At 43.6% G+C, this 24,352-nt stretch carries 25 protein-coding genes; 17 read left to right on the top strand and 8 right to left on the bottom strand.

The window, feature by feature from the left end:
* Position 1 precedes the first annotated feature (1 nt).
* From mutL to DWB64_RS08660, 5 genes are all read left to right on the top strand, one after another.
* Complete coding sequence (mutL, locus tag DWB64_RS08640) at positions 2–1,924, top strand: DNA mismatch repair endonuclease MutL (protein WP_129487824.1); 1,923 nt, start codon at positions 2–4, stop codon at positions 1,922–1,924.
* Positions 1,921–2,862: a tRNA (adenosine(37)-N6)-dimethylallyltransferase MiaA gene (gene miaA, locus DWB64_RS08645; RefSeq protein WP_243118963.1), complete on the top strand. Its 942-nt coding sequence runs from the start codon at positions 1,921–1,923 to the stop codon at positions 2,860–2,862. The genes mutL and miaA overlap by 4 nt, the downstream gene beginning before the upstream one ends.
* Before the next feature lie 100 nt (positions 2,863–2,962).
* Positions 2,963–3,205, top strand: coding sequence for an RNA chaperone Hfq (gene hfq / locus DWB64_RS08650; protein WP_129487825.1), 243 nt, complete (start codon positions 2,963–2,965; stop codon positions 3,203–3,205).
* A 59-nt stretch (positions 3,206–3,264) separates the two neighbouring features.
* Positions 3,265–4,515, top strand: a complete 1,251-nt coding sequence (locus DWB64_RS08655; RefSeq protein ID WP_243118964.1) for a methionine gamma-lyase family protein — start codon at positions 3,265–3,267, stop codon at positions 4,513–4,515.
* Between the two features lie 105 nt (positions 4,516–4,620).
* Positions 4,621–5,961, top strand: a complete 1,341-nt coding sequence (locus DWB64_RS08660; RefSeq protein ID WP_129487827.1) for a hypothetical protein — start codon at positions 4,621–4,623, stop codon at positions 5,959–5,961.
* 57 nt (positions 5,962–6,018) lie between these two features.
* On the opposite strand, the gene lexA is transcribed toward DWB64_RS08660, so the two are convergent.
* The gene (gene lexA / locus DWB64_RS08665) at positions 6,019–6,666 is read right to left on the bottom strand and encodes a transcriptional repressor LexA (protein WP_129487828.1); all 648 of its coding nucleotides are present in this window, start codon (positions 6,664–6,666) and stop codon (positions 6,019–6,021) included.
* Between the two features lie 146 nt (positions 6,667–6,812).
* On the opposite strand from lexA, the gene DWB64_RS08670 reads away from it, so the two are divergent.
* Both DWB64_RS08670 and DWB64_RS08675 read left to right on the top strand, forming a co-directional pair.
* Positions 6,813–7,148, top strand: a complete 336-nt coding sequence (locus tag DWB64_RS08670) for a LysM peptidoglycan-binding domain-containing protein (protein WP_129487829.1) — start codon at positions 6,813–6,815, stop codon at positions 7,146–7,148.
* Positions 7,126–7,704, top strand: a complete 579-nt coding sequence (locus DWB64_RS08675) for an HD domain-containing protein (protein ID WP_129487830.1) — start codon at positions 7,126–7,128, stop codon at positions 7,702–7,704. Before DWB64_RS08670 ends, DWB64_RS08675 begins: the two co-directional genes overlap by 23 nt.
* A gap of 96 nt (positions 7,705–7,800) precedes the next feature.
* Here the strand turns inward: DWB64_RS08675 and DWB64_RS08680 are convergent, their stop codons facing one another.
* The gene (locus tag DWB64_RS08680; protein ID WP_129487831.1) at positions 7,801–8,913 is read right to left on the bottom strand and encodes a tyrosine-type recombinase/integrase; all 1,113 of its coding nucleotides are present in this window, start codon (positions 8,911–8,913) and stop codon (positions 7,801–7,803) included.
* A complete protein-coding gene (locus DWB64_RS08685) occupies positions 8,903–9,787 on the bottom strand; it encodes a DMT family transporter (RefSeq protein WP_129487832.1) in 885 nt (294 codons plus the stop codon). The genes DWB64_RS08680 and DWB64_RS08685 overlap by 11 nt, the downstream gene beginning before the upstream one ends.
* Before the next feature lie 155 nt (positions 9,788–9,942).
* On the opposite strand from DWB64_RS08685, the gene DWB64_RS08690 reads away from it, so the two are divergent.
* The 10 genes from DWB64_RS08690 (at position 9,943) to hisIE (ending at position 18,685) form a co-directional block, all read left to right on the top strand.
* Positions 9,943–11,583: a glycosyl hydrolase family 18 protein gene (locus DWB64_RS08690; protein ID WP_129487833.1), complete on the top strand. Its 1,641-nt coding sequence runs from the start codon at positions 9,943–9,945 to the stop codon at positions 11,581–11,583.
* 845 nt (positions 11,584–12,428) lie between these two features.
* Positions 12,429–12,704: a hypothetical protein gene (locus DWB64_RS08695; protein WP_129487834.1), complete on the top strand. Its 276-nt coding sequence runs from the start codon at positions 12,429–12,431 to the stop codon at positions 12,702–12,704.
* Positions 12,691–13,317: an ATP phosphoribosyltransferase gene (gene hisG, locus DWB64_RS08700; RefSeq protein ID WP_129487835.1), complete on the top strand. Its 627-nt coding sequence runs from the start codon at positions 12,691–12,693 to the stop codon at positions 13,315–13,317. Before DWB64_RS08695 ends, hisG begins: the two co-directional genes overlap by 14 nt.
* A 3-nt stretch (positions 13,318–13,320) precedes the next feature.
* The gene (hisD, locus tag DWB64_RS08705; protein WP_129487836.1) at positions 13,321–14,544 is read left to right on the top strand and encodes a histidinol dehydrogenase; all 1,224 of its coding nucleotides are present in this window, start codon (positions 13,321–13,323) and stop codon (positions 14,542–14,544) included.
* A complete protein-coding gene (locus DWB64_RS08710) occupies positions 14,528–15,517 on the top strand; it encodes a histidinol-phosphate transaminase (RefSeq protein WP_129487837.1) in 990 nt (329 codons plus the stop codon). The genes hisD and DWB64_RS08710 overlap by 17 nt, the downstream gene beginning before the upstream one ends.
* Positions 15,501–16,091 carry an imidazoleglycerol-phosphate dehydratase gene (locus DWB64_RS08715; RefSeq protein ID WP_129487838.1) on the top strand — a complete coding sequence of 197 codons (591 nt, stop codon included), beginning with the start codon at positions 15,501–15,503 and terminating at the stop codon, positions 16,089–16,091. Before DWB64_RS08710 ends, DWB64_RS08715 begins: the two co-directional genes overlap by 17 nt.
* Positions 16,075–16,698: an imidazole glycerol phosphate synthase subunit HisH gene (hisH, locus tag DWB64_RS08720; protein WP_164980320.1), complete on the top strand. Its 624-nt coding sequence runs from the start codon at positions 16,075–16,077 to the stop codon at positions 16,696–16,698. The genes DWB64_RS08715 and hisH overlap by 17 nt, the downstream gene beginning before the upstream one ends.
* Positions 16,667–17,353, top strand: a complete 687-nt coding sequence (locus DWB64_RS08725) for a HisA/HisF-related TIM barrel protein (RefSeq protein ID WP_129487840.1) — start codon at positions 16,667–16,669, stop codon at positions 17,351–17,353. Before hisH ends, DWB64_RS08725 begins: the two co-directional genes overlap by 32 nt.
* Positions 17,347–18,108 (top strand): imidazole glycerol phosphate synthase subunit HisF, encoded by a 762-nt coding sequence (hisF, locus tag DWB64_RS08730; protein WP_129487841.1) that lies wholly within the window; start codon positions 17,347–17,349, stop codon positions 18,106–18,108. The genes DWB64_RS08725 and hisF overlap by 7 nt, the downstream gene beginning before the upstream one ends.
* A 40-nt stretch (positions 18,109–18,148) precedes the next feature.
* Positions 18,149–18,685, top strand: a complete 537-nt coding sequence (gene hisIE / locus DWB64_RS08735; protein ID WP_243118970.1) for a bifunctional phosphoribosyl-AMP cyclohydrolase/phosphoribosyl-ATP diphosphatase HisIE — start codon at positions 18,149–18,151, stop codon at positions 18,683–18,685.
* Positions 18,686–18,696: 11 nt separating this feature from the next.
* On the opposite strand, the gene DWB64_RS08740 is transcribed toward hisIE, so the two are convergent.
* From DWB64_RS08740 to recA, 5 genes are all read right to left on the bottom strand, one after another.
* Positions 18,697–19,062 (bottom strand): MmcQ/YjbR family DNA-binding protein, encoded by a 366-nt coding sequence (locus DWB64_RS08740; protein ID WP_129487843.1) that lies wholly within the window; start codon positions 19,060–19,062, stop codon positions 18,697–18,699.
* Positions 19,063–19,262: 200 nt separating this feature from the next.
* The gene (purB, locus tag DWB64_RS08745; RefSeq protein WP_129487844.1) at positions 19,263–20,693 is read right to left on the bottom strand and encodes an adenylosuccinate lyase; all 1,431 of its coding nucleotides are present in this window, start codon (positions 20,691–20,693) and stop codon (positions 19,263–19,265) included.
* 172 nt (positions 20,694–20,865) lie between these two features.
* Positions 20,866–21,126, bottom strand: a complete 261-nt coding sequence (locus tag DWB64_RS08750; protein WP_129487845.1) for a stage V sporulation protein S — start codon at positions 21,124–21,126, stop codon at positions 20,866–20,868.
* Between the two features lie 247 nt (positions 21,127–21,373).
* On the bottom strand, positions 21,374–22,933 hold the full coding sequence (gene rny, locus DWB64_RS08755) for a ribonuclease Y (protein WP_129487846.1): 1,560 nt from the start codon (positions 22,931–22,933) through the stop codon (positions 21,374–21,376).
* A gap of 308 nt (positions 22,934–23,241) precedes the next feature.
* Positions 23,242–24,276 (bottom strand): recombinase RecA, encoded by a 1,035-nt coding sequence (recA, locus tag DWB64_RS08760; RefSeq protein WP_129487847.1) that lies wholly within the window; start codon positions 24,274–24,276, stop codon positions 23,242–23,244.
* Between the last annotated feature and the right edge of the window lie 76 nt (positions 24,277–24,352).

The raw sequence follows: 24,352 nt of genomic DNA on the forward strand, positions 1-24,352 counted from the left end.
CATGATAAGAAAATTAGATCCGAGCATAAGCAATAAGATCGCCGCTGGCGAAGTGGTGGAACGGCCCGCAGCGGTGGTGAAGGAACTCGTCGAAAACTCAATCGACGCAGGAGCGACGGCAATTACAATCGAAATAAAAGATGCTGGAAAATCCTATATCCGAATCAGCGACAATGGTTCGGGCATTCCGTACGAGGAGCTTCCTTTGGCTTTTGAAAGGCACGCGACCAGTAAGATAGACAGTGTCGAAGCCATCTATAAGATCAGCACCTTGGGGTTCAGGGGCGAGGCGCTTGCCAGTATCGCCTCGGTGTCACGAGTGGAGCTTGTCACTAAGACAAAGAATGACGAGACAGGCCACAAGGTAACTGTGAATGGCGGTGTACTTGGAAGTGCTGAGCAAATCGGTACGACAGATGGAACTACCCTGATCATCAGGGATCTGTTCTACAATACGCCGGTCAGGTTCAAGTTTTTAAAGTCCAATCAGGCGGAGCAATCTGTTATTGTTGACCTTGTGAACAAATTGGCCTTATCCCACACCGAGATCCGATTCACGTTAATTGTAGACGGCAGGGAAGCCTACAGAACCGATGGAAAGGCTAAGCTTCAAAACGCCCTTATGCATATCTACGGCAGAGAGCTTGTAAGGCATATGATCCCTGTTGAAGCCAAGACCGACAAGTATGTCATTTCGGGATTCGTATCGAAGCCCAGTTATACTAGAGGCAACAGGAAGTATCAGATGCTCTTTGTCAACGGCAGATACGTGAAGTCGGATGATATCCAAAAAACCGTCAACAACGCATATAAGGGTCTCACCACGATAGGGAAATTCGGAGTTTACGCCTTGGCGATTGAAACTCCTTTTGATCATGTGGATGTCAATATCCATCCCTCAAAAACCGAGATAAGGTTCAAAGAACCTCTTGCGATTGAGGGATTCCTGTTCACCACCATCAAGCATGCGCTGATGGGGGTCGACCTTGTACCCAAAGTCACGTTGTCGGACAAGGTCGCTTCAGTTGAGACAACAACATCCAGGATATCGGTTGAAAACCGTCCCGAACCTCCTGTTAGGACTAAGGAATCCGCTGTCTACATTCCAGATAGCGTTCAGGTTCCCGTCTATCAGGATTCTGTGAAGGAACCCGAAGCGATGCTTGATATGACGATCACAGGCGATATCATGGCAAAGCTTGATGCCGCCTTGACGGATGAGACTTTTGATGATCTTGTGACAGATGATCTTATCACAGACTTCTTCGATACCCAGCCTACCCCTAGGACGGACGAAGGAGAACAGGTGGCGCTTGATGTGACTCCGGTTGAGCTTTCGACCCTCTATGACGATTTACATGTTATCGGAACCCTCTTTTCAACGTATATCATCTGCGAAAGAGGACATAGCGCCTTTATCGTCGATCAGCACGCCGCCCATGAGCGGGTGCTATATGAGCAGTTCATCAGCGCATTCAAAGAGGACAGGGTCGAAAGTCAGATGCTGCTTCAGGCCTTCGTCTACGAGGGCGATTTGGCCTCTAGGGCCGACCAGGAGGATGCGATCAGATGGCTGATGAGATTGGGCGTTACAGTTGAGCCGTTCGGAGAGCACGCATGGGTCATCCGTTCTGTTCCGGTGATCAAAGGCGTGCCTCTTAGTCAGGATACCATCCAGTCGCTTCTTGACCGCTTTGAAGAGGAAAAGAGCGAAACGCTCAACAGTCACTTCGCAGAAGATGTCATCAGGGCATCGTGCAGGGCGGCTGTCAAAGCCAGGGATGTCCTTTCGCTTAGCGAGATTCAAGGATTGTTCTCACTGCTCAAGACACTTGAGAATCCCTATACATGTCCTCATGGAAGACCAATAATCATCGAAATGACTGAAAAGGAATTTGAAAAGAAATTTAAGAGGATTCAATGATGAAGCAAGCCAATAAACCAGTGATAATCATCGCAGGTCCAACAGCAGTCGGCAAGACGGAGGCGACCATCGCCTTAGCCAAAGACCTTGACACAGAGATCATCTCTTGTGATTCCATGCAGATCTATAAAGGCATGACCATCGGATCTGCGAAGCCGACGATAGAAGAACAACAAGGAATCAGACATCACCTTATGGATTTTTTGGATCCGCATGAGCCTTATAGCGTTTCCGACTACTCCCTTGCTGCAAAATCGATCATCAAGGAGCTTCATGACAGGGGAAAGGTCCCCATCGTCACCGGCGGCACCGGTCTTTATGTGAACAGTCTCTTGTACGACATGCCGTTTTCTGAAAAAAGTGCCGACAGCGCCCTTAGGGTGAACCTTGAAAAGGAACTGCAACAGATAGGACCTATTGCGTTTCACCAAAAGCTTAAAGACCTTGACCCGTCTTCAGCTTCAAGGATCCACTTTAACAACACACGAAAGGTGATGAGGGCGCTCGAGATTGTCTTGCAGGGTGGAAGCCCTGAGGATTTTAAGACCGATCTTATCCCTGAAACCTCTTATCTGCCGCATCTGTTCGTACTCAACCGCGACAGGGATGAGCTATACGAGAGAATCAATCTGAGAGTGGAGATCATGCTCGAGGCGGGACTTCTTGATGAGGTTAGGTGCCTGATGGAGCTGGGGCTCACAAGCGATCACCAGTCGATGAAAGGTATCGGATACAAGGAAGTCATCGCCTATTTGAACGGAACATACGATTATGAGGTCATGGTTGATACGCTGAAACAGAATTCAAGACGTTATGCCAAAAGACAGCTGACCTGGTTCAGACGCTACAATCAAGCAAATTGGCTGAATTTAAGTGAATTTGATGGTAAATTGCAGGCGATTAATGGTATAATGGAAGCAGTAAAATCAAGATTATAAAATACAATGAACATAGGGCGTCATACCTGTTAACACCCGAATCACTTGGGTATATAGAGTAGTGTCTAGGTTCGAGTAAAGAGAGAGTGGGAGGGGTTGCATGAAAAGCAATTTAAATCTACAAGATGTATTCTTAAATCAAGTAAGAAAAGAACATGTTCAAATTACAGTTTTCTTAGTAAGCGGCTACCAAATAAAAGGATTGGTTAAGGGTTTTGATCCTTATACGATCGTTATCGACTCTGATGGAAAACAGCAGATGATTTACAAACATGCAATTTCAACGATTATTCCGACACGTCCTGTCAATTTTTTAAACAAGCGTGAGGAAAACGAAATTTAGGAATCGCAAAATTCAGTCAGGCCAAGCGCCTGGCTGTTTTTATGGGAAAAGAGGTACTGATGAATCACCATTTTAATATTTCTAGCAAGACCTTTGAACACGCTACGGCGATCGAAGAGACTCTGCAATCGAAATTCAGCGCCATCGACAAGATCAAGACGCTGAATTTTTATAAAGTGCTTGCCGCGATGCAGTCGGAGAACCTGTCTGACAGACACTTCAGCTGGATGACCGGTTACGGATACAATGACGAAGGTCGGGAGAAGGTGGAATCGATCTACTCGATCATCTTTAAGGCGGAAGATGCCATCGTCAGACCGCAGCTGGTGAACGGAACACATGCGCTTACGCTTGGTCTCACTGCCATATTAAGACCCAACGATACGATGCTCGCCATCACGGGAACTCCTTATGATACCTTGAAGGAGACGATAGGACTAAGCGGACCTAACGGATCGTCCTTGATGGAGATCGGCGTGAACTATGAAGAGATAGAGTTATCAGAGACGGGCGCCATACAGATCGACACGGTGCTTAGTAGGATAAACGAGAAGACTAAAATGGTCTACATCCAGCGCTCGAGCGGATACGCCTTTAGAAGGTCGCTTACGATAAGCGACATAGAAGAGGCGATCACTGCGATCAAACAGAAATGGCCCAAGATGATCGTGATGGTCGACAATTGCTATGGAGAGTTTATCGAAGAAAGGGAGCCGATTGAAGTTGGTGCCGACCTTTGTGCCGGTTCACTGATCAAGAATCCGGGTGGCGGACTCGCACTCACCGGCGGTTATCTTGTCGGTCGACAGGACATCATCGACCTATGCGCCCATAAGCTTACCGCACCCGGAATAGGTAAGGAGTGCGGACTAACGTTCGGACAGACCAGAACTATCCTACAAGGCTTGTTCCTTGCGCCCGAAGTCGTGGCTGGTGCGATAAAAGGAGCTATCTTTACAGCAAAGCTATTTGAGGATGCCGGGTATGACGTCAAGCCCAAGTGGAACGAATCGAGGAGTGACATCATTCAAGCGGTCAAGCTCGGCTCGGAAGAGAAGGTCATCGCCTTTTGCAGGGCAATACAGAATGCCGCACCTGTGGATTCCCATGTGACTCCTTATCCTTGGGATATGCCTGGATACGATACGAAGGTCATCATGGCTGCAGGAGCGTTTGTACAAGGCTCGTCGATAGAACTCAGTGCTGACGCACCGATGAGGGAACCCTATGCGGTGTTCTTCCAAGGCGGACTGACCTATGACCACAGCAAGCTCGGTTCGATGCTTGCCTATGAGGCGATCACTAAATAAATCCAACCTTAAGTTAACCTTAAGTTTTAATGAAGACTACCTTTGGGTAGTCTTTTAAATAGGGATAAGTGATATACTGATGCTATAACGGATTAGGGGGATTATATGAAAAAATATTTACTGGTCGCGGTATTGACCGCAACGGTGATTCTTAGTGCATGTTCGAGCGATAGCACGGTGGATCAACAGACGCAAAACCAAACACAAGTGACTACGCAAGCCATCACCGAGGTAGTTGCAGAGCCTGCCAGCGAGGACGGGTTGACAGCAGAGCAGTGGATAGAGGACCTTGACCAATTCAAGCACGATCTGGAATGGTATTCGACAGGTCCTTATCAAAAAATAGGCAAAGAGACGTTTGAAGAGATGTTCAATCAGCTGAGAGCTGATATTCCAAGTCTCACGGATTCACAAAGGGAATGGCGCTTTAGGGAACTAGTCTACTCGATTGGTGACGGCCATATCGACATGTGGAATCCTGAGCAGTCGAGTGAGAACCTTCCGATTCTGATCAATGAGTTTGAAGACGGTTACTTCATCGTCAACGCATTATCCGATTATGCCGAGCTGATCGGAGAAAAAGTGATTTCGATAAACGGCGTCGAGATTGAAGAGATCGTCAAGAATTTTGAGAAGATATCCAACAAAGAGAGCATCTACTGGATGAGGTCAGGTGCCATCGACAAGTTGCACCATGCCTACTTTTACAAGCTGTTCGACTATACGGACACCCTCGAGGAACTTACTGTAACTACCGGGTCAGGAGATACCGCGCTTCCCTCGATGAGTTACATCAAAATCGCGAACCCGGACCACTGGGATACGCAGTATACCATCGGAAACCTTACAAACTATTCGCTTTGGGGAACTTACACAAGCAACAGGCCTTACAAAGAGGAATGGTTTGCGGACAACAAGGTCTTAGTCGTAAGGTTCTCCTCATGTTCTGACGAGGATCCCAATCTGCCGCTAACTGAGTTCGGACAGATAGTAAGCGAGAATATTGATAAATATGATCCAGAGTACGTGCTCTTCGACTTAAGGGATAACGGTGGTGGGTATCCATCCCAGCTCTATCAGGCGTTTTCTGAAAGCTTTTTCAGAAAACATGACCTGATTGATTCGGGAAGACTTTTTGTGGCTACCAACCGTCAGACCTTTTCAGCAGGCGGCATGACCACCCACTTCATGGTCAAGACTTTCGGTGCCATTCATATAGGGCAACCTACGGGCGGATCGCCGTTCACAACGGTGGTCTCATCAACCGCAGCTAAGGAACTCAAGAATTCTGGATTGGGCTTTAGGGTGAGTAGCGAAAAGATCTCAACGAAAATGATCGAGACACCTTCAGTGATACCTGCAGTAGAGGTCATACCAAAATCAGACGACCTGCTTAATGGAATCGATCCTGTTGTGAATTATGTCATAGAGTTAGTAGAGGAGTAAGAAGCATCCTTGAATCAAAAAAGCGAAAAAAGATCCGATTCAATTCGGATCTTTTTTTTATAGTTTTCTGAAAACGCCTTTTACAATTCCTAAAATTTGAACCGACTCCACATAGATCGGGTCGAGTGACGCATTTTCCGGTTGTAGTCGTATGCGGTTGGCTTCTTTATAGAATGTCTTCACGGTTGCGGAGTCTTCGATCATCGCAACCACCATATCACCGTTGTTGGCGGTGTTCTGCTGTTTGACAAGCACGAAATCCCTATCGAATATGCCTGCCTCGATCATGCTGTCGCCAGAAACACGTAGCATGAAGTGCTTTCCTGAATCGATGAAATCGATCGGTACAGGGAAGGTCTCGTCGTACTCCTCATGCGCGAGTATGGGTTCTCCGGCAGTGACCTTGCCGATAATGGGTACGGATGCGATCTCGTGCTTTGGAAACTCGATTACATTGCTGCTTGTCTCATATTCTTCGACAAGACCTGAAGTCTTAAGAATTTCGATGGTTCTCGGTTTAGTCTTATCTCTTTTGATATAACCTTTCTTTTCAAGGCGCTGTAGGTGACCGTGCACAGTCGATGTTGAATGTAATCCTACCGCTTCACAAATTTCTCTAACAGCGGGTGGGATGTTTCGTCTATGTACTTCTCTTTCAATAAATGCTAGTATTTCTCTTTGCTTATCCGTTAGTTCAGTAGCCATATGTCATTCAACTCCTTCATTTTTTTATAGTATACCAAAAAAAGATGAAAATATCAAACATATGTTTGCTATTTTCGCTTGTCAAAGAACGTGTGTTCGGTTATAATTAAATCATCAAGAACACACGTTCGGTGAGGAGGTTTCATATGAAAACGCTTAAAGTGGTAAATAGAAGGAGATTTGTTAGAAGCACATTGCTGACTATCGTCATGGTAATACTTTTTCTTACTGCGGCGCTTAGTGCTACAGGAAACTTGGTCAGTAATGCGATGGAAGTTAAATCATTATCCGAGTACAATGTAAAAAGCGGTGATACCCTGTGGAAAATCGCTAAAAGCATACAGCAAGAAGGTGACGATATCAGAGCACTTATCCATATAATCGAAACAGAAAACAACTTAGACAGCTCCGTAATTCATCCTGGACAAATCATCCTAATACCAAGCGAGGTGAATTCTTATGTTGCAGACTCAAGTCATTAATCAAGTAGCCCTTATCGTCGAAAAGGCATGTTACCGTGATACCAATCCGTTTGGAACAAGCATCTGGCAGAACCATATCCTTGAAGTCGTAAAATACTCAGACGCCCTAGCAATCGCCCATCAAGCAGATCGTGAGATTTGCATTCTGGCAGCGCTGCTGCATGACTATGCCGGAATCGTCGACGAGAAGTACTACCATCAGCATCACCTTTACGGCATGAAAGCGGCGGAGAAACTACTGAACACCTTAGGATTCGATCCCCAAAGGACAGAACAGGTGAAAGAGGCGATCAAGACTCATCGGGGCAGCTTGTCATTGCCACCCCAGAGTGTAGAAGCCATGTGTGTCGCAAACGCCGACGCCATGGCCCATATCACCCAGTATTCCTCACTGGTTACTTACGCACACGATATCAGGGCCTTGAACTGGTCGCAAAGCAGGGAATTTGTGATGAACAAGATCAACAGAAGCTGGAACAAGATGAGCGCGGGTGTAAAGACGCTCTTTGAATCCCAGTACCAACTGATCATCAATCAGCTCAAGACCGCAGCATAGGCCAAACCCTGAGAATCGACATTAACTTGATATATCCACACAAAAAGAACTCACAGGAATGTGAGTTCTTTTCTTCTATGTTCCGGTTCTAGTCGGCTATTCGAGCAATTCATAATTTTCCAAGATATCTCTCTTTGCGTGCTTTCTATGCGCTGCGTAAAGTTGAGTGGTCGTGATATTGTCGTGATCCATGAGGTTTTGGACATCGTAGATTGAAAAGCCATATTCAATTAGTGATGATGCCGCCGTAGCCCTTAACTTGTGCGGACTGTAACCTTGGTTTCTGGAAGTGTTCATCGCGATGGAGGTATACTTTTTCACAAGGTTTCTGATTGCCCGTTCGGTCATTCTAGTCATCTGAAGAGACAAGAAGAGTGCATCCTTGCTGTCAGCATCCAATTTTTCCTCTTCGGCACGTTCGAACGTCAGATAGTCAGTGATGACCTTCTGAGCGGTCTTGTTGATAGGCATCAGTACTTCCTTGCCTCGTTTTCTGTAGATCATGAACTCTTCTCTGGTGAAATTGAAGGAGCTTAGATTCAGTTGCTGAAGCTCCTTAAGCCTTAGACCGTAGGTTGTGAAAAGAACCAGGATCGCCTTGTCACGATATTTTGTCCTTTCCCAGTAGACGCGCTCTTTTTCTGTGAGTCCGGTTCCTTTTTCTACAGCGGATATCATGGTTGCCACTTCTTCAATCGCCAGACGTTTTATGGCATCCGGTTGGGGCTTTGGGAGCCTGATTGGATTGAATCCTGTGGTGATGTTTACAGGAATCATTTCTTCTCTGAAGATAAATTTGAAAAACACGCTGATCGCTGATTTTTTTCTTGAAAGCGACCGGTTCCTGTTTTCCATCACGTATCTGACTCCATCTTTTTCAAGTTCGTAATGGGAGCAGTAGTCCCCGATGAAGCGATTGACGTCCTTGGCCTTGATTTTTGCGATATCAGAAAGTGGGATGTCTATCGGCAGTTCGGCTTTTGTAAGCAAGGTTTCCTTTACAAGATATTTGAAGAAGAAAAGAAGATCGCTTAAATAGGCATGTCTAGTCGTAAGCGCCACCGCGCTTTTTAAAAAAATGAAATAGTCATATAAGTAATCTGGCATCTGAGATTCGATACTCGCACACAGATCCTTCAGTTCACTTTCGTAGATCACCAGATTATCTGGTCGTGACGTCTTATTGTGTACTCTGGTTTCACGTTTCATAGGTTTGCGACCTCATTTCGGGTAGGTAATATATCGCTATGCCGATTAAAACAACGGCCATTCCAACAACTTGTATAGCGGTTACAGACTCCCTGAAGATCAGAAAGGCCCAGATCGAGGCAAGAATGGGTTCGCCAAGAACCGCTAATGAGATAAAGGATGTGCTCACAGCTTCTAGTGCCTTATTGAACATGCTGTGTCCGAATAGGGTAGGGATAACCGCCAGCCCGATAAAGACCCACCAGTCCGATGTGTGAGTTATGACAAATGCGCCTCCGCCGGTAAGTATCGACATAAGGATAAGTGTCAATGCGCATGTCCCATAGACAAACATCGTATACTGAAAAGTAGTGATTGTTTGTCTACTAAGTTTACCTAGTGTGAGATAAAAGGCGAACAGCATCGCGGAGATTACTGCGTAAATATCACCTATGATCACGTCTCTTGACAGAGTAAGGTCGGATTGTGCTAAGACGTAACTGCCGACCAGAGTGAGTGTCACAGCGAATAGCTGATAAGGCTTAGGTTTTTCCTTGTAAAGAAGAACTCCGATAATCAATATCGCAATCGGATGAACATTCACAAGCACGGTCGCGCTTGCGACGCTTGTAAGCTTTAATGAAGCTATCCAAAAATAAAAATGCAGGGCGAGGAAGACTCCGCTGACCATCGACCAGGAACGCTCCTTGGCAGGCAGGTGAAGAAGTGTGTCGATTCGCTTATAATTTAAAAGCAGCAAGATCAGACAGGCGAAAATCAATCGGTACATGGCGATCGAAAGCGCTGACGACTCGGCAGATTTAGTGATAATCGGTGAAAATGAAACGCCTAGGACACCAATGGCTACATAGGTGAAAGCACGGGATTTTGTCATTTATTTTCCTCAGTCATAGATAATCAGTAATAATGAGTTGTGTGGGCTACACGTAATATTATACTCTTAAGATACTGATAATACTAGGTTCGCAATTGGTCTTATGATATAATTTAATCACAAAACATTCACTGTGATAAGGTAAAGGAGTTGTGATGAGAAAATATTTGATGATGGTCACCATGTTGCTCTTGGCGATCGATGTATCATTTGCGGGTCCTTTTATCGATACACAAAATCATTGGGCGGTCAAAGACATCGAGACGCTATACAATATGGGGATTGTAAATGGAACGAGTGAAACGACCTTCAAACCTGAAGGAATACTGAACATCGAAACTTGGATGACGCTATTACTAAGGAACTCTGACTATGACATCGACGAGCTTTCAACAGATTCCTGGTATGCTCCATATCTTCGTCTCGCACAAGAGCTTGAAATCTATGATAATGATTTGATGCTTGGTGCCAAGTTAAGCAGGGCAGATGCTTCTATACTTCTTGGAAGGCTCCTGCTAAAGGAGAATCTGATTGCTATCGATGAACTGCAGGCGATGACGCTTATCGATTCATTTACTGATCTGGACGTAAATGACGAGTATGTTCTCGCTATCGGGGCCTGTTTGGAATCGAAGCTGCTAAAAGGGAAGGGGATAGGGCTGTTCGCTCCTGAAGACCACTTGACAAGAGCTGAAGCAGCTGTAATATTAAAGCGCCTACTCGTATTTAGGAGCGAGCAAAGTTTTGATAATGAGCTTTTCTATGCGCTGAGCGCGCAGAGTCAACACGCTCAGCTGATAGACATGATCAAAGAGGGATACAAGCCTGACATGAATTTTTCTTGGGCGGCATACACCTTGGTCGACGATAAACTGACATTGGATTTTGATAGCTATAACAGCTACGGATTTAGATTGCCACAGGAATACGGCGCCAACCTTAAGGAATACAAGTCCCTCGGTATCAGTACGAGCCTATCAGTCTTTGCGGATCTGACATTGATTGAAGCCGTGGTAGAAACTGTTGACGAAATGACAGCACTGTTCTTCAATCGCTATGACACAAAGCAAGTATCAGATGCCGATTTTACTTTTGACGGCCTAACACTCAATTTTGAAGGTGAAACATCAGATAAGGACCTATACCCGATGCTGGTCAGCGCTTTTAGCAGGGAAGCGAAGGTGAGGGGGCTTGATTTGAAAATAACGGTTGGTCCGAATCAGATTTCGATGATACCAGATATGATTGATCAAGTGGATTCAGTCATCCTGATGTTTCATGACTATGATTCAAAATATCTTAGTCAGGACATGCTGCTGACAGATATTCCAGTCACACCCGCAGCACCCATCAATCTTGTGATGACGGATATGAAAAAAGTGATCGAATTGAACTTGACACCACAGCAGAAGAAAAAGCTGAATCTGCAAATCAATTTTTCAATTGTGCAGTGGAAAATGGATCGTGGGATTCTTATAGGAAATTCAAATGAATTGGGTGTGCTTCCGTATCGACCGACGTATGCCAAGCTTGATGAACGACTTCTAAAACTAACGGACAGCTTTCAAGATTTCAGTAAGTACAGCAAATTAAGCGAACAGCCATACCTGAGATACATCGACGATGACGGGATTGAAAATGTCATTTGGTATGAAGATGGACGCAGCGTATCAAGCAAAATCGAGTTGGCTCACATCGCTGGCTATGGCGGTGTAAGTTACTGGCGTGTCGGCAACATACCGGATGGTGACTGGAAATATTACTTGAACATATTTGAGTCGTTAGATGATTATTAAGCATTTGATATGGCGCTTAGATTGATTGGTTAAAATCATATGATATAATTCAAAAAAAGATTCTGATATGTCCAAGACATTTAATCAGGATCTTTTTTATGCTTACACAGTTGTTTAATCGATTCCGCTTGATACATGTATCATCAACCGATGTATCAATCAATTGTACAGCCGTCTTATATGAGCATTCTTAGTTGTATCCAAATTTAGGTTCAGTATTGGTCCTTAGCTTTCTATATGCATTAACTATTCCCAAAATATTTATTTAAGGAATAGTTGGATAAAGTCTTCCAACAGCTGGATCAACCTAAGATTTTGATTTCAAGGACTCTTGATGAGCTTTCACATCTATTCAGATGATAAAATGCAATTTCATAAATCGACTCCTCTTATAGGTTCTTTTGTGAGTAATTGGTCCGTTTAGTCATATCGAAGCAAAAGCATCCAATAGGCGATTTAATTATACAAACGGTAACACAAATAGCGAATATGGCGTCAAATGTTGACCAAACGGATACAAGTTTCCGCTTAACCTACCCTCTTATTCGATAATAATTTCATTTTACCCTTGACAGTCGGTGAGAAGGTCTGTTACTATTAGTCAAACACTTTAGCGTGCTAAAGCGCACAAGGAGAAATTTTATGTCAATTAAACCGATGCTTTACGTTTCACTACATCACCATCATCATACTTGAGAGTTTGTTATTAATGGTTAAGGCTTTTGCCGCCATCTGATGCAAGCTCTGTTCTGTATGGACAAATGCTTTGCATTGGATGGTGGTTTTGTTATTAAACACTGCTATCTGATGATAGTGGTGTTTTTTTATTTATAAGGAGGATGCATATGAACACTAGAAACAGCTGTCTTATTATCGATACGACAAACACGAACTTTAAAAACACACACTTATTCAAGGAGCTGAACAGCCATTTTCGTATGCTTGACTATCTTGATAATGTAAAGGAAGTCTACCTTGAGCTTAGAAAAGCCAGTCATAATGAAATTATTGTGGTCGTAGGAAGCGATGAGTTGTGCTGCTATAGTTCTAGCAAGCAAAAGGAGATCATGTCGATTGAAGCATATCGATTGAGATTGGAGCAAATCAATGGAATACACTAGCCCCTCTCCCCGATTACTTATCGGGATACCCAAAGGAAGAATGGAAGAATTGATACTTACAAAGCTTAACGGATCCGGTTTTAATTTTACAAAAGACGCAAGTCGCAGTCTGGTCATTTGTGATAACGAGTATGGCATTGATCTGTTGCCGCTTAAATCAAATGACATACTGACCTTTGTAAAGAATGGTGTTGCTGATTACGGAATTGTCGGGCGTGACGTGCTGGACGAGATGCAGGGTCAGTTCAAGATTATTAAGGAAATACCTATCGGCGTATGTCGGATGAGTGTTTCCGGTCCTCCGCAATTGAAGTTGAGCCAAATGAGGTATCTTAAAATCGCGACCAAATATCCGATTCAAGCCAAGAACGTACTGAAGAAACTAGGAATGGCCGGTGATGTGTTGACCGTCAACAGCTCAGTTGAGATTGCACCGCTCCTTAAACTTTCTGATTGCATCTTAGATATCATCGAAACTGGCAAAACCCTAGAAGACAACGGATTGGCTGAGCTCTTTTGCGTGAATGATATCCGTTCACAGCTTTTTTATACGACCTCGCAAAAGAAATTGCCCGATCTTTTTACAGATGCCTTGTGCATAAATGGAGCTTAATCGATGAATGAGAAAATTGCCCTATACAGCCAGGTAAGAGAAATAATCAATACGGTAATTGACTGCGGAGACCAGTCCTTGTTCGACTATGCGGTCAAATTTGATAAAGTAGCCCTTGAAAGACTGAAAGTTACCAAAGAGGAGTTAAAAAGCAGTTTTGAAAGTTGTGATATGGAAATTCTCAACGCATTGAGAGTCACTGAAAGAAATATCAGGACATTCGCACAGCTGCAATTACCAAAAGAACCGATCGTCTGGAAAGACAAGAGCAAAACAATCACCTTGAAACAGACACCTATCGAAAGAGTCGGCGTTTACGTTCCCGGCGGTCTAGCTGCATATCCTTCGAGTGTTCTGATGAATGTCATACCCGCTCAAGTGGCAGGTGTCAAGGAGATAGCGCTATTCACCCCACCCACTTCCAACCTTGAGCAAAAGAAACTTATCTTGTCGTGCGCAGAGCTTTTAGGCATCGATGAAATCTACTTTATCGGTGGTGTTCAAGCTATTGCGGCTTGCGCATATGGTACAGAGACCATTCGAAAAGTAGATCTGATCACAGGACCTGGAAACAAGTATGTCACAGAGGCAAAAAAACAAGTCTTCGGCGATGTAGGCATCGACATGCTCGCGGGCCCTTCGGAACTCATGGTCGTTGCAGACGAGACTTCAAATCCTTCTTATGTTGCAAGTGATTTGCTAGCCCAGGCTGAGCATGATCCGAACGCGGTGCTTCACCTTATCCTAATCGCTAGTGACGGTAAAAGGATCAAAAGTGCGATCGGCGATCAGCTGCTGATTGATAACAACTCATGTGCCGCAATCAGCATGGATAATCTGACAATTACAAACTGTGAATCGCTAGCAGAAGCCATTGAGCTTGCCAACCGGTTGGCGCCTGAACATCTGTCCATTCAGATAAGTCTTAAGAAGGACGAGCTTGCAAGGTTTAGCAATGCAGGATCCATCTTCTATGGAAGTCAAAGTCCTGAGGCGATTGGCGATTATGCAAGCGGCTCAAACCACATACTCCCTACATCAGGAACCGCTCGTTTTAGCTCGTGTTTTGGGGTGCATACATTCCTAAAGGGGTCCCAGGTGATCCACTACCATGAATACTCTGAAAAAGACTATCAAGCGAGCATGATCCTCGCTGAATGCGAACGACTGCCTTATCACAAAAAAAGCCTGGAAATAAGAGGACGATGCTATGAAATTGAACGCTAATGAGAACCCATTCACAAGACAAATCGACATGATCTCTTTAAATCCTGAGTGGATCAACCGCTATCCTGATGCGGCGTATCCTGATCTGCTTGATCGACTCTCTGCTTACACAGGCGTCGATCAAGAAAGACTCGTGCTCGGTAACGGATCGGATGAACTCTTGGATATGCTTTGCAGATCCTTGTTTGAAAATGGCGATCAGGTCATGACACTTTCACCCTCCTTTGGAGAGTACGACAGATACCTAGCAATCAACGGTCTAAAGCAACTCAAAGTCGTACCGGATCTAGAACTACTTAATACCAGTGTAGACCGAATCATCTTTTTCATAAAGAAACACAGACCCAAGGGTTTTATCCTATGTAATCCCAATAATCCTACAGGCCAACTCTATTCTAAAGAAGATTTGCATAGCATAATAAGCGTCCTTCCTAGTGACAGCTATTTGATCCTCGACGAGGCCTATGTAGAGTTCGTAAATCAAGATGTGAGTGTCTATCTGGAGGACGACAAGAGAATAATCACCGTTCGTACGCTTTCAAAGGCGTTTGGACTTGCGGGTTTAAGAATCGGTTACACGATTGTGTCCAGTACCGTTCGGCAACTTCTGACCCCCTATCTATCCCCTTATCGTATTGGCAACTTTAGTGCGCAACTGGCCTGCAAGCAGTTTGATTTGAACGAGATGAGGCGGCATGTGAAGGCCATGTTAGTTGAAAAACAAAAGCTTATGACTGCCCTGAGTACAGTGGACGATATCCGTACGGTTGCCTGCTTCGGAAACTTTGTCTGGTTACATAGCAGAGACGCTCAAACGCTAAGAAACTACTTGTCTACTGCTGGCGTTAAGATCAGAAGCTTTGTGGGGGCGCTGGATGATTATTTAAGAATCAGCATCGGAACTGAAAGTGAAATTGATGAGCTCATAAGGCTTATAAAGGAGATGGACCCGGATTATGCTAAGAATCACTAGACAGACCTCAGAAACCTCACTCTCACTTGTAGAAAGTGAAACGAGTTCGATCAGCACAGGCAGTGCCATGATGGATCACTTTTTAGAGACTTTCTTTAACCAATTGAACAAGCCAGTTACTTTAATCTGCACCGGAGACGTCGCCATAGATTTGCACCATACCCTAGAGGACACCGGTTATCTTATCGGAAGGTATATCTACGAGTTATATCACGAGGAAAAATGTGTTCGATATGCAGACGTTACCCAGGTGATGGATGAATGCGCCTTAAGCATGGCGATAGATCTCTCAGGTAGGTCCTATCTTAATTTGACCGGTTTCGAGCCTATGACCTTATCCTATGGGCAGTTGACCTTTGAGGAGATTACTGAATTTATAAAGGCGCTTGTCAGGGAATCGAAGATAACGCTTCATATCTCGCTGATCCGCGGAGAAAACGCTCATCATATCGTTGAAGCCTTATTCAAAGGTTTAGGAAGATTGCTTAGAAGTTCGATTACTGCCTCTTCTGACATCCGTACTTCTACTAAAGGAAATGTCGTATGGGAGGTGTCAAATGATAGCGATTGTTGATTATGGCGTTGGAAATATTACAAGCCTAGTGAATAGCCTAAAGCATCTGTCGCAGCGGATTGTGTTTACAACCGATGCCCAGTTGATAGAATCCGCATCGGTTGTGATTTTACCAGGTGTCGGTAAGTTCGATGGAGCAATGAGATCGATTGATGAAAACGGACTACGCGAAGTTCTTGATCATAGATTCAGAACGAACAGACCTATTATCGGAATATGCTTAGGAATGCAGATCATGTTTGAGTCCTCTGATGAAGCACCTGGTGTCAGTGGACTTTGCTGGTTCAAAGGACGATCGAGGCGTTTACCGGATACAATGATAGTTCCGCATACGGGTTGGAACAGCGTACCGATGAAGGATACCCTATCCGCTACCGATTATTACTTTGTGCACAGTTATTACGTTCAACTGGCCGACCGGAACCTAATCAGTTACAATTGCACCTATTCCCTTCCCTTCCCTGCCTATATTGAAAAGGATGCCGTCATAGGATTTCAGTTTCACCCTGAGATCAGCGGAAAGGATGGAATCAAACTACTTGAAACGTCAATCGTCAAAACTAAAGGAGTAAAAAATGAAAAAATATGCAGCGATAGACCTGTATGATGGTAAAGTGGTTCGCTTGATCCAAGGAGATTACAATCGAGTGACCGAATACGGCGATCCTTATGAGATTGCAAAAAAAATAACCGCATCCGATTTTGACGGTGTACATATCATCAATCTGAACGGCGCCCGTGGTGAGACCTTGAGGAATTTGGAGATCATCTCCAAATTGGCTTCGGATCTGAAGATGCCTGTGCAGGTCGGAGGCGGCATCAGACTAAAGGAAGATGCGATTAGACTCCTTAAGTTTGGAGTGAATATCATCGTAAGTACCATGTTCTTTGAAGACTATCCCCTTCTTGAGTCACTTGTCAGTGAATATCCCAATAGGATCCTATTATCTCTAGATATCAAGAACAACGAGATTATGACACGTGGGTGGCTCAAGGACACACAAAAAAGCATTAGTGAAATCATAAGCCCCATCAGCAGGCTGGAACTCGCGGGTATCATTATAACAAACATTCAGGCTGACGGCATGCAGTCGGGTGCCAATAGCGATTTTTTCTCTCGCGCTAGATCGATTCTGGATAAGAAGATGATGGCTGCAGGTGGAATTTCTTGTAAAGAGGATCTTGAGCTTCTCGAAGACCTTGGTTATGACGGCGCGATCATAGGAAAAGCCTTTTATGAAAAGGAAGATCGCCTATGTTGAAAAAGAGAATTATCCCCTGCCTTGACATCAAGTGCGGTAGAGTTGTCAAGGGGGTTCAATTTGAAGCGGTAAAAGAGCTAGGTGATCCGATTACGATGGCACTCCATTATACAGAGCAAGGAGCTGACGAGCTTGTGATCTACGATATCGGTGCGGGACTGGATGAACGGCTGATTACAAGAAGTCTCGTGAAAGAGATAGCGGATGTGGTGAATATTCCTTTAACCGTCGGTGGCGGAGTGAACAGCTTAGAAGATGTTCAACAATTGTTTGAAAACGGAGCAGACAAAGTCAGCATCAATAGCGGCGCGCTAAAGAACATACAGCTCATCTATGACGCATCACAAAAATACGGCAAGCAGAGCATTGTCGGTTCAGTAGATGTAAAATATGTCGTTGAAAAATCAGCCTATGAGATTGTCGCAAAAGGTGGAAAAGAACTAACTGGGATTGATGCGCTAGAGTGGATCGAACGGTTGGTTGAAGCTGGAATTGGAGAACTCGTTGTCAACATAATCGACTGTGACGGAACAAAAAAGGGCTACGATATCGCATTTCACAAAATGCTCGATGAGCGCTTCGCTCTTCCGGTCATCGCTTCGGGCGGTGCCGGCTCGCTAGCTGATTTTGAGACGGTATTTATGAATACAAGTGCTACAGGAGCTTTAGCGGCTTCGATCTTCCACAAGAACGAATTGACGATTAATGAGGTTAAAACATACTTAACGAAGAAAGGAATACCAATACGTGTCTAATCTAATTCCTACCATTCTACAGAATTATACGACCGGAGAAGTGTTAATGCTTGCGTACAGTAATTCAGAAGCGATTGAACTGACAAATGAAACTGGTCTTGTCCACTTCTTCAGCAGGTCGCGAGATAAGATCTGGCTCAAGGGAGAAACATCTGGAAATACGATGAGGCTTATCGAATCGCGACAGGACTGCGATCAGGACACCTTGTTGTACAAAGTGATTCCAAGCGGTCCCGCATGCCACACAGGTACGTCTTCGTGCTTCAATCCTGATGAAGAACAGATAAATCTTAAAACCTTTGATTATCTCACCCGGTTTGAAAACTACCTATCTGAAATTATCGACAAGCGACAGGAAGGCTCCTATACGGTGAAGCTCTACAAGGGTTCTAAGGGCAAGCTGATCAGAAAAATAATCGAGGAAGCCGGTGAAGTCGCGGAATCCTTTATTGAAAATGATGGAAGACTGTCTAAAGAAATTGCAGATCTATTTTATCATTTAAGTGTGCTTATGCTTAGAGATGGACTTTCTTTTGATCGTGTATATCAGGAACTAGACAATCGTAGAAAAGCATGAACGGATAGCAGCTATTCAATTAGGCTCTCCAAGTACTGACGTTCAGACTTCTTAAGGTTCGAAACCACCAGATCAAACGAATGGTCGATCAAGTTCTTTACTTCCTTGTCAGGCATAGCTTCATGAGGCAATACGATCGTGTTCCAGTGCTTCTTGTTCATGTGATATCCTTCAGTGACATTCTGGTACTGATGGCGCAGGACAATGGCAAGCTCTGGATCGCATTTCAAATTGATGTTGATTTCGGCACCTCGAACAATAATAAGCGCGTACATCTTATTCATCACTTTAAATACCAATGTATCAAAATCGAATGGGTATTCTTCTGTAGTACCATGCTTTGCTAAACAGTATGCTTTGATTTGCTCGAGTGTCATGAATAATCCCCTTTCATACCTTACTATTTTACAAAAATGACATAGGTATAGCAAGAGGAAAATGATAAATATTGGTGCTCAACACTGGATTCTGGATATAAAAGAGCCCATCTACAACAGATGGGCTCAAATTTCTAATCATACATTCTTCTATCTTCTAAACACCAATCATCAATCACTAATCATCCGATAATCAATTACTAAACCTTCAAATCCACATTACCGGCCAAATCGCCTTCGAACTCGTCTAAGATAGGTTTAACTATTGTCTCATTGAACCAGTCGACTTGTTCTGGTGATCGTCCAACGTACTGTGATGGTTCCATGAGCGCTTCGATATCCGCTTCGTTTAGTCCGAATAACTCATCTGCAACGATTCTATGCAGTAAATCATTTTGACCGCCCTCTTCTTTAACTACTTTTGCAGCAGCCATCGAATGGACTCTGATCGCTTCGTGTAACTCCTGTCTGTCACCGCCATTTTTAACACAAGCCATAATGATGTTTTCTGTGGCCATGAATGGAAGTTCGCTCATCAAGTTCTTTCTGATGACCTTGGGATAAACGACAAGACCGTTCGATACGTTGATACCTATGTCAAGAATGGCATCGACAGCTAAAAAGGTTTCCGGCAGGCTTATTCTTCTGTTGGCTGAATCGTCAAGTGTTCTTTCGAACCACTGTGTGCTGACAGTCATTACAGGATTCATCGCATTCGCCATTACAATTCTAGAGAGTGACGCTATTCTTTCCGATCTCATCGGATTTCGCTTGTATGCCATTGCAGAAGATCCGATCTGTTTCTTTTCAAATGGTTCTTCAACCTCTTTCATATTTTGAAGGAGTCTTAAGTCATTTGTGATCTTGTGCATCGACTGCGCTATCCCACTTAATACGTTTAAGATTCTTGAATCCAGTTTTCGCGAGTAAGTCTGTCCAGTCACCGGAATAGGATTTTTTAGACCGAGTTTCTCACAAACAAGCTGATCTAACTGCTGAACTTTGTCGTGATCGCCTTCAAAAAGATTCAGGTAGCTGGCCTGTGTACCGGTAGTGCCTTTTGCACCTCTTAAGTAATGTGTCTCGATGAGGTAGTTGAGGTCGTTGTAGTCAAGTACAAGATCCTGCATCCATAAAACAGCCCTCTTACCCACAGTAGTTGGTTGAGCAGGTTGGAAATGCGTATAGCCGAGAGTTGGCAGTGATTTGTGTTCGTCTGCGAATGCCGAGAAGTTAGCGATTAAGGTAGCAAGCTTCTTTTTAAGCATGTTTAGACCTTGATACATGACAAGCATGTCGGTATTGCCACCTACAAAGGCACTGGTTGCTCCAAGGTGGATAATTGGCATAGCCTTAGGGCACTGCTCTCCAAACGCATGAACATGGCTCATTACGTCGTGACGTGTCTCTTTTTCGATTGCTCTCGCACGATCATAATTGATGTCTGTCACATGCTTTTTCATTTCTTCTATTTGTTCGTCTTTTATATCCAGACCGAGCTCTTTTTCGGCTTCGGCAAGAGCGATCCAACATTTTCTCCATGTGGAGAACTTGACGTCGTCAGAAAAAAGATTCTGCATCTCAACACTTGCATATCTTGTGATCAGTGGATTATTGTATTTATCAGTCATTTCGGGCTCCTTTTATATCGGGGTTAAAGCTTACACATTCATTATAGACGAGTTAACCGAACAATTCAATAAACATAAGGTTAATCGTTTGTAATATACTTATAAGCTGGAGTTATGAAATCGAGTTTATCTAGTAGCAATAAAAAAGGACCTGTTAGGGTCCACAAAGGGCTTATCTAGGTTGTACGATCAATTTGATGGCTGTACGTTCCTCGTCGTCAATCATGATGTCTGTAAACGCAGGTATGCAAACAAGATCGATACCTGTTGGTGCTACAAAACCTCTGGCAATTGCAATAGCTTTAATAGCTTGATTGATCGCACCTGCTCCGATAGCTTGCATCTCGGCGTGTCCATTCTCTCTCAAGACACCAGCGAGCGCTCCTGCTACTGAGTTGGGGTTAGAACGAGCAGATACCTTTAGAATTTCCATTAGCGTCCTCCTTTGAGTAGTGCTTTTAAGATTTCATAGATTAGACCATGTAATGTAGTATAGATGTTCTAAGTCGCATTACGATAATGCTACACTAAATATATGCCCTATCTAAAGCATGCTAAACAAGTTTTTTACATATAAGTTTTATATGCGATTGGATTTCATGCACTAAAAAACCGTTTAGGGTGAATCCCTAAACGGTTTTGGTTTCTTAGTTATCGATTGTCAGATGTTTACCGTCAATCTATTTTGCATATTCGACAGAACGTGATTCTCTGATCATGCTCACTTTGATCTGACCTGGATAATCCAGTTCTTCCTCAATGCGTTTTCTGATCTCACGACCCATCAGTACCATCTCATCATCAGTGATTTTTTCTGGTACTACCATGATACGAACTTCACGACCCGCTTGAATTGCAAAACACTTCTCAACGCCATCGTACGAGTTAGAAATAGTTTCAAGTGCTTCTAAACGTTTGATGTAAGTGTTAAGCGTTTCTCTTCTAGCTCCTGGTCTTGCCGCCGATAAGGCGTCTGCAGCTGTAACAAGAATAGCTTCGATGGATTCAGGCTCGTAATCACCGTGGTGGGTACTCATAGCATGGATCACAGCTTTTGATTCTTTGAAACGCTTCAATAAGTTCATACCGATTTCGATATGCGTACCTTCTACTTCATGGTCGACCGCCTTACCGATATCATGTAAAAGACCGGCACGTTTAGCAATTCTAGTATCTACGCCAAGTTCTGCAGCCATGATTCCTGAAAGCTGAGCGACTTCGATTGAATGTTTAAGTACGTTCTGCCCATAACTTGTTCTGAAATGAAGTCTTCCAAGAAGTTTGACAAGTTCTGGATGAAGATTGTGGATACCCACTTCAAATGTTGCGTTTTCTCCAGCTTCCTTAAGTCTTTGATCGATTTCTTTCTTAGCTTTTTCGACCATTTCCTCAATTCTAGCTGGGTGGATTCTACCGTCTTGAATAAGTTTTTCAAGAGCGATTCTCGCTGTTTCACGTCTAATTGGATCGAACGAGGATAAGATAACCGCTTCTGGCGTGTCATCGATGATTAAGTCAACACCTGTTAAGGTTTCAAGCGCTCTGATGTTACGACCCTCTCTACCGATGATGCGACCTTTCATTTCGTCGTTTGGAAGATCTACAACAGATACTGTAGACTCAGCGACGTGATCTGCAGCACAACGTTGGATTGCTGTAGAAATAATGTCTCTAGCTCTTTTGTTTGACTCTTCTTTTACTCTGCCTTCGGCTTCTTTAATCAAGATCACCGCGTCATGCTGCACATCTTTTTCAACATCGGCAAGCAATTGACGTTTAGCTTCGTCAGAAGTCATACCGGATACTTTTTCAAGCTCCAGGATGTGTTGCTTTTCAAGTTCTTCAAGAGAGTTTTCTTTCTTATCTAATGAACTCTGTCTTTTTTGTAGTGATTCCTCACGTTTTTCGAGATTATTAGATTTTTTATCAAGTTGCTCTTCTTTTTGAAGATTTCTCTTTTCAAGATTTTGAATTTCTGCTCTACGTTCTTTAGTTTCGCGATCAAGTTCGATTCTAAGTTGATGCACTTCATCTTTGGCTTCAACCACTTTTAGTTTCTTTTCTGCTTCTGCCATTTTCTTAGCTTCAGTTACAATCTCAGCTGCTCTTATTTCAGCGCTTTTGATCTTACCCTCTGCGATGTTTTTTCTGACAGTATAACCAATGAAGCCACCAAGTGGTCCGAAGATGATTGCTGCGATAAGTACTACTAATGGATAATTGATAATCTCACCTCCTATATTTTTTTATTACAAAAACATAGACCGAATATTCGGTCTAGTAGAATGCGTACAAGTGAAGTAGCTACCTCATGTACCAATTTGCTTTTCAAAATACTCTGAAGATAACGTATTCGTGTTATCTATTCACACTATTTATAAAAAACTATCGAGTACATAATTCGCATACTCTCAAGTGAAACTTACACCGCATAATTCATTTTAACGCTTATTGAGAATGAAGTCAATAACGAGTGTGTCGAACGGCTTGTTTTTACTTGGATTCAACCAATTTAAAAGGACCTACGACTGATCGCAGGTCCTGATTGTTATGCTTCTGTCGCGCTATCGCTAGTGACTTCAGAAGACGCTGTTTTAATAATATTGTAATGAAGCTTCACCTTATGCTCGATTTCAGCAAAAATCTCAGGGTTTTCTTCCAAGTAGACTTTTACGTTTTCTCTACCTTGGCCTAGTTTTTCATCGTTATAGCTGAACCATGACCCGGATTTTTTGATGATATCTGCTCCAGTAGCGGCATCCAGCGTACTTCCTATTTTAGAAATACCTTGACCGTACATGATATCGAATTCTGCAAGCTTGAATGGCGGTGCTACTTTGTTCTTTACAACTTTGAGTCTTGTTCTGTTACCTAGAATCTCATCACCTTTTTTTATGGTATCGATTTTTCTAACATCGAGACGGAGTGACGCATAGAATTTTAATGCGTTACCGCCTGTAGTTGTCTCAGGATTACCGAACATGACACCGATCTTCATACGTAATTGGTTGATGAAGATGACAGCAGTACCTGATTTGTTGACGATACCTGTAAGTTTACGAAGCGCTTGAGACATAAGTCGTGCCTGTAGACCCATGTGACTGTCGCCCATTTCGCCTGTGATCTCAGCTTTTGGAACAAGCGCTGCGACTGAATCGACAACGATGACATCTACAGCACCGCTGCGAACAAGAGCGTCAACGATTTCGAGGGCCTGTTCTCCGGTATCCGGTTGCGATACGATCAGCTCATCGATGTCCACGCCGATATTTTTAGCGTAAATAGGGTCGAGCGCATGCTCTGCGTCGATAAATGCAGCTACTCCGCCAGCCTTTTGGGCTTCTGCGATAACGTGCAAGGTAACCGTCGTCTTACCAGAAGATTCCGGACCGTAGATTTCGATGATTCTTCCCTTTGGAATTCCACCGATACCGAGTGCGATATCAATTGCCATACACCCTGTTGAAATCGCCTCTATATTTAACTTTTGAGATTCATCGCCAAGACGCATGATCGCACCCTTGCCATATTGTCTCTCAATTTGACCCATTACTGATTCCAATGCTTTTTGTTTTCCACTCATAATAAATCCTTCCATAGCGAACGTTTGTTCTATCGATAATCTTATTATAATTAAAGCTTGAGCAAATAGCAAGGTA

The organism is Fusibacter sp. A1 (assembly GCF_004125825.1).
Classification (GTDB): Bacteria; Bacillota; Clostridia; order Peptostreptococcales; family Acidaminobacteraceae; genus QQWI01.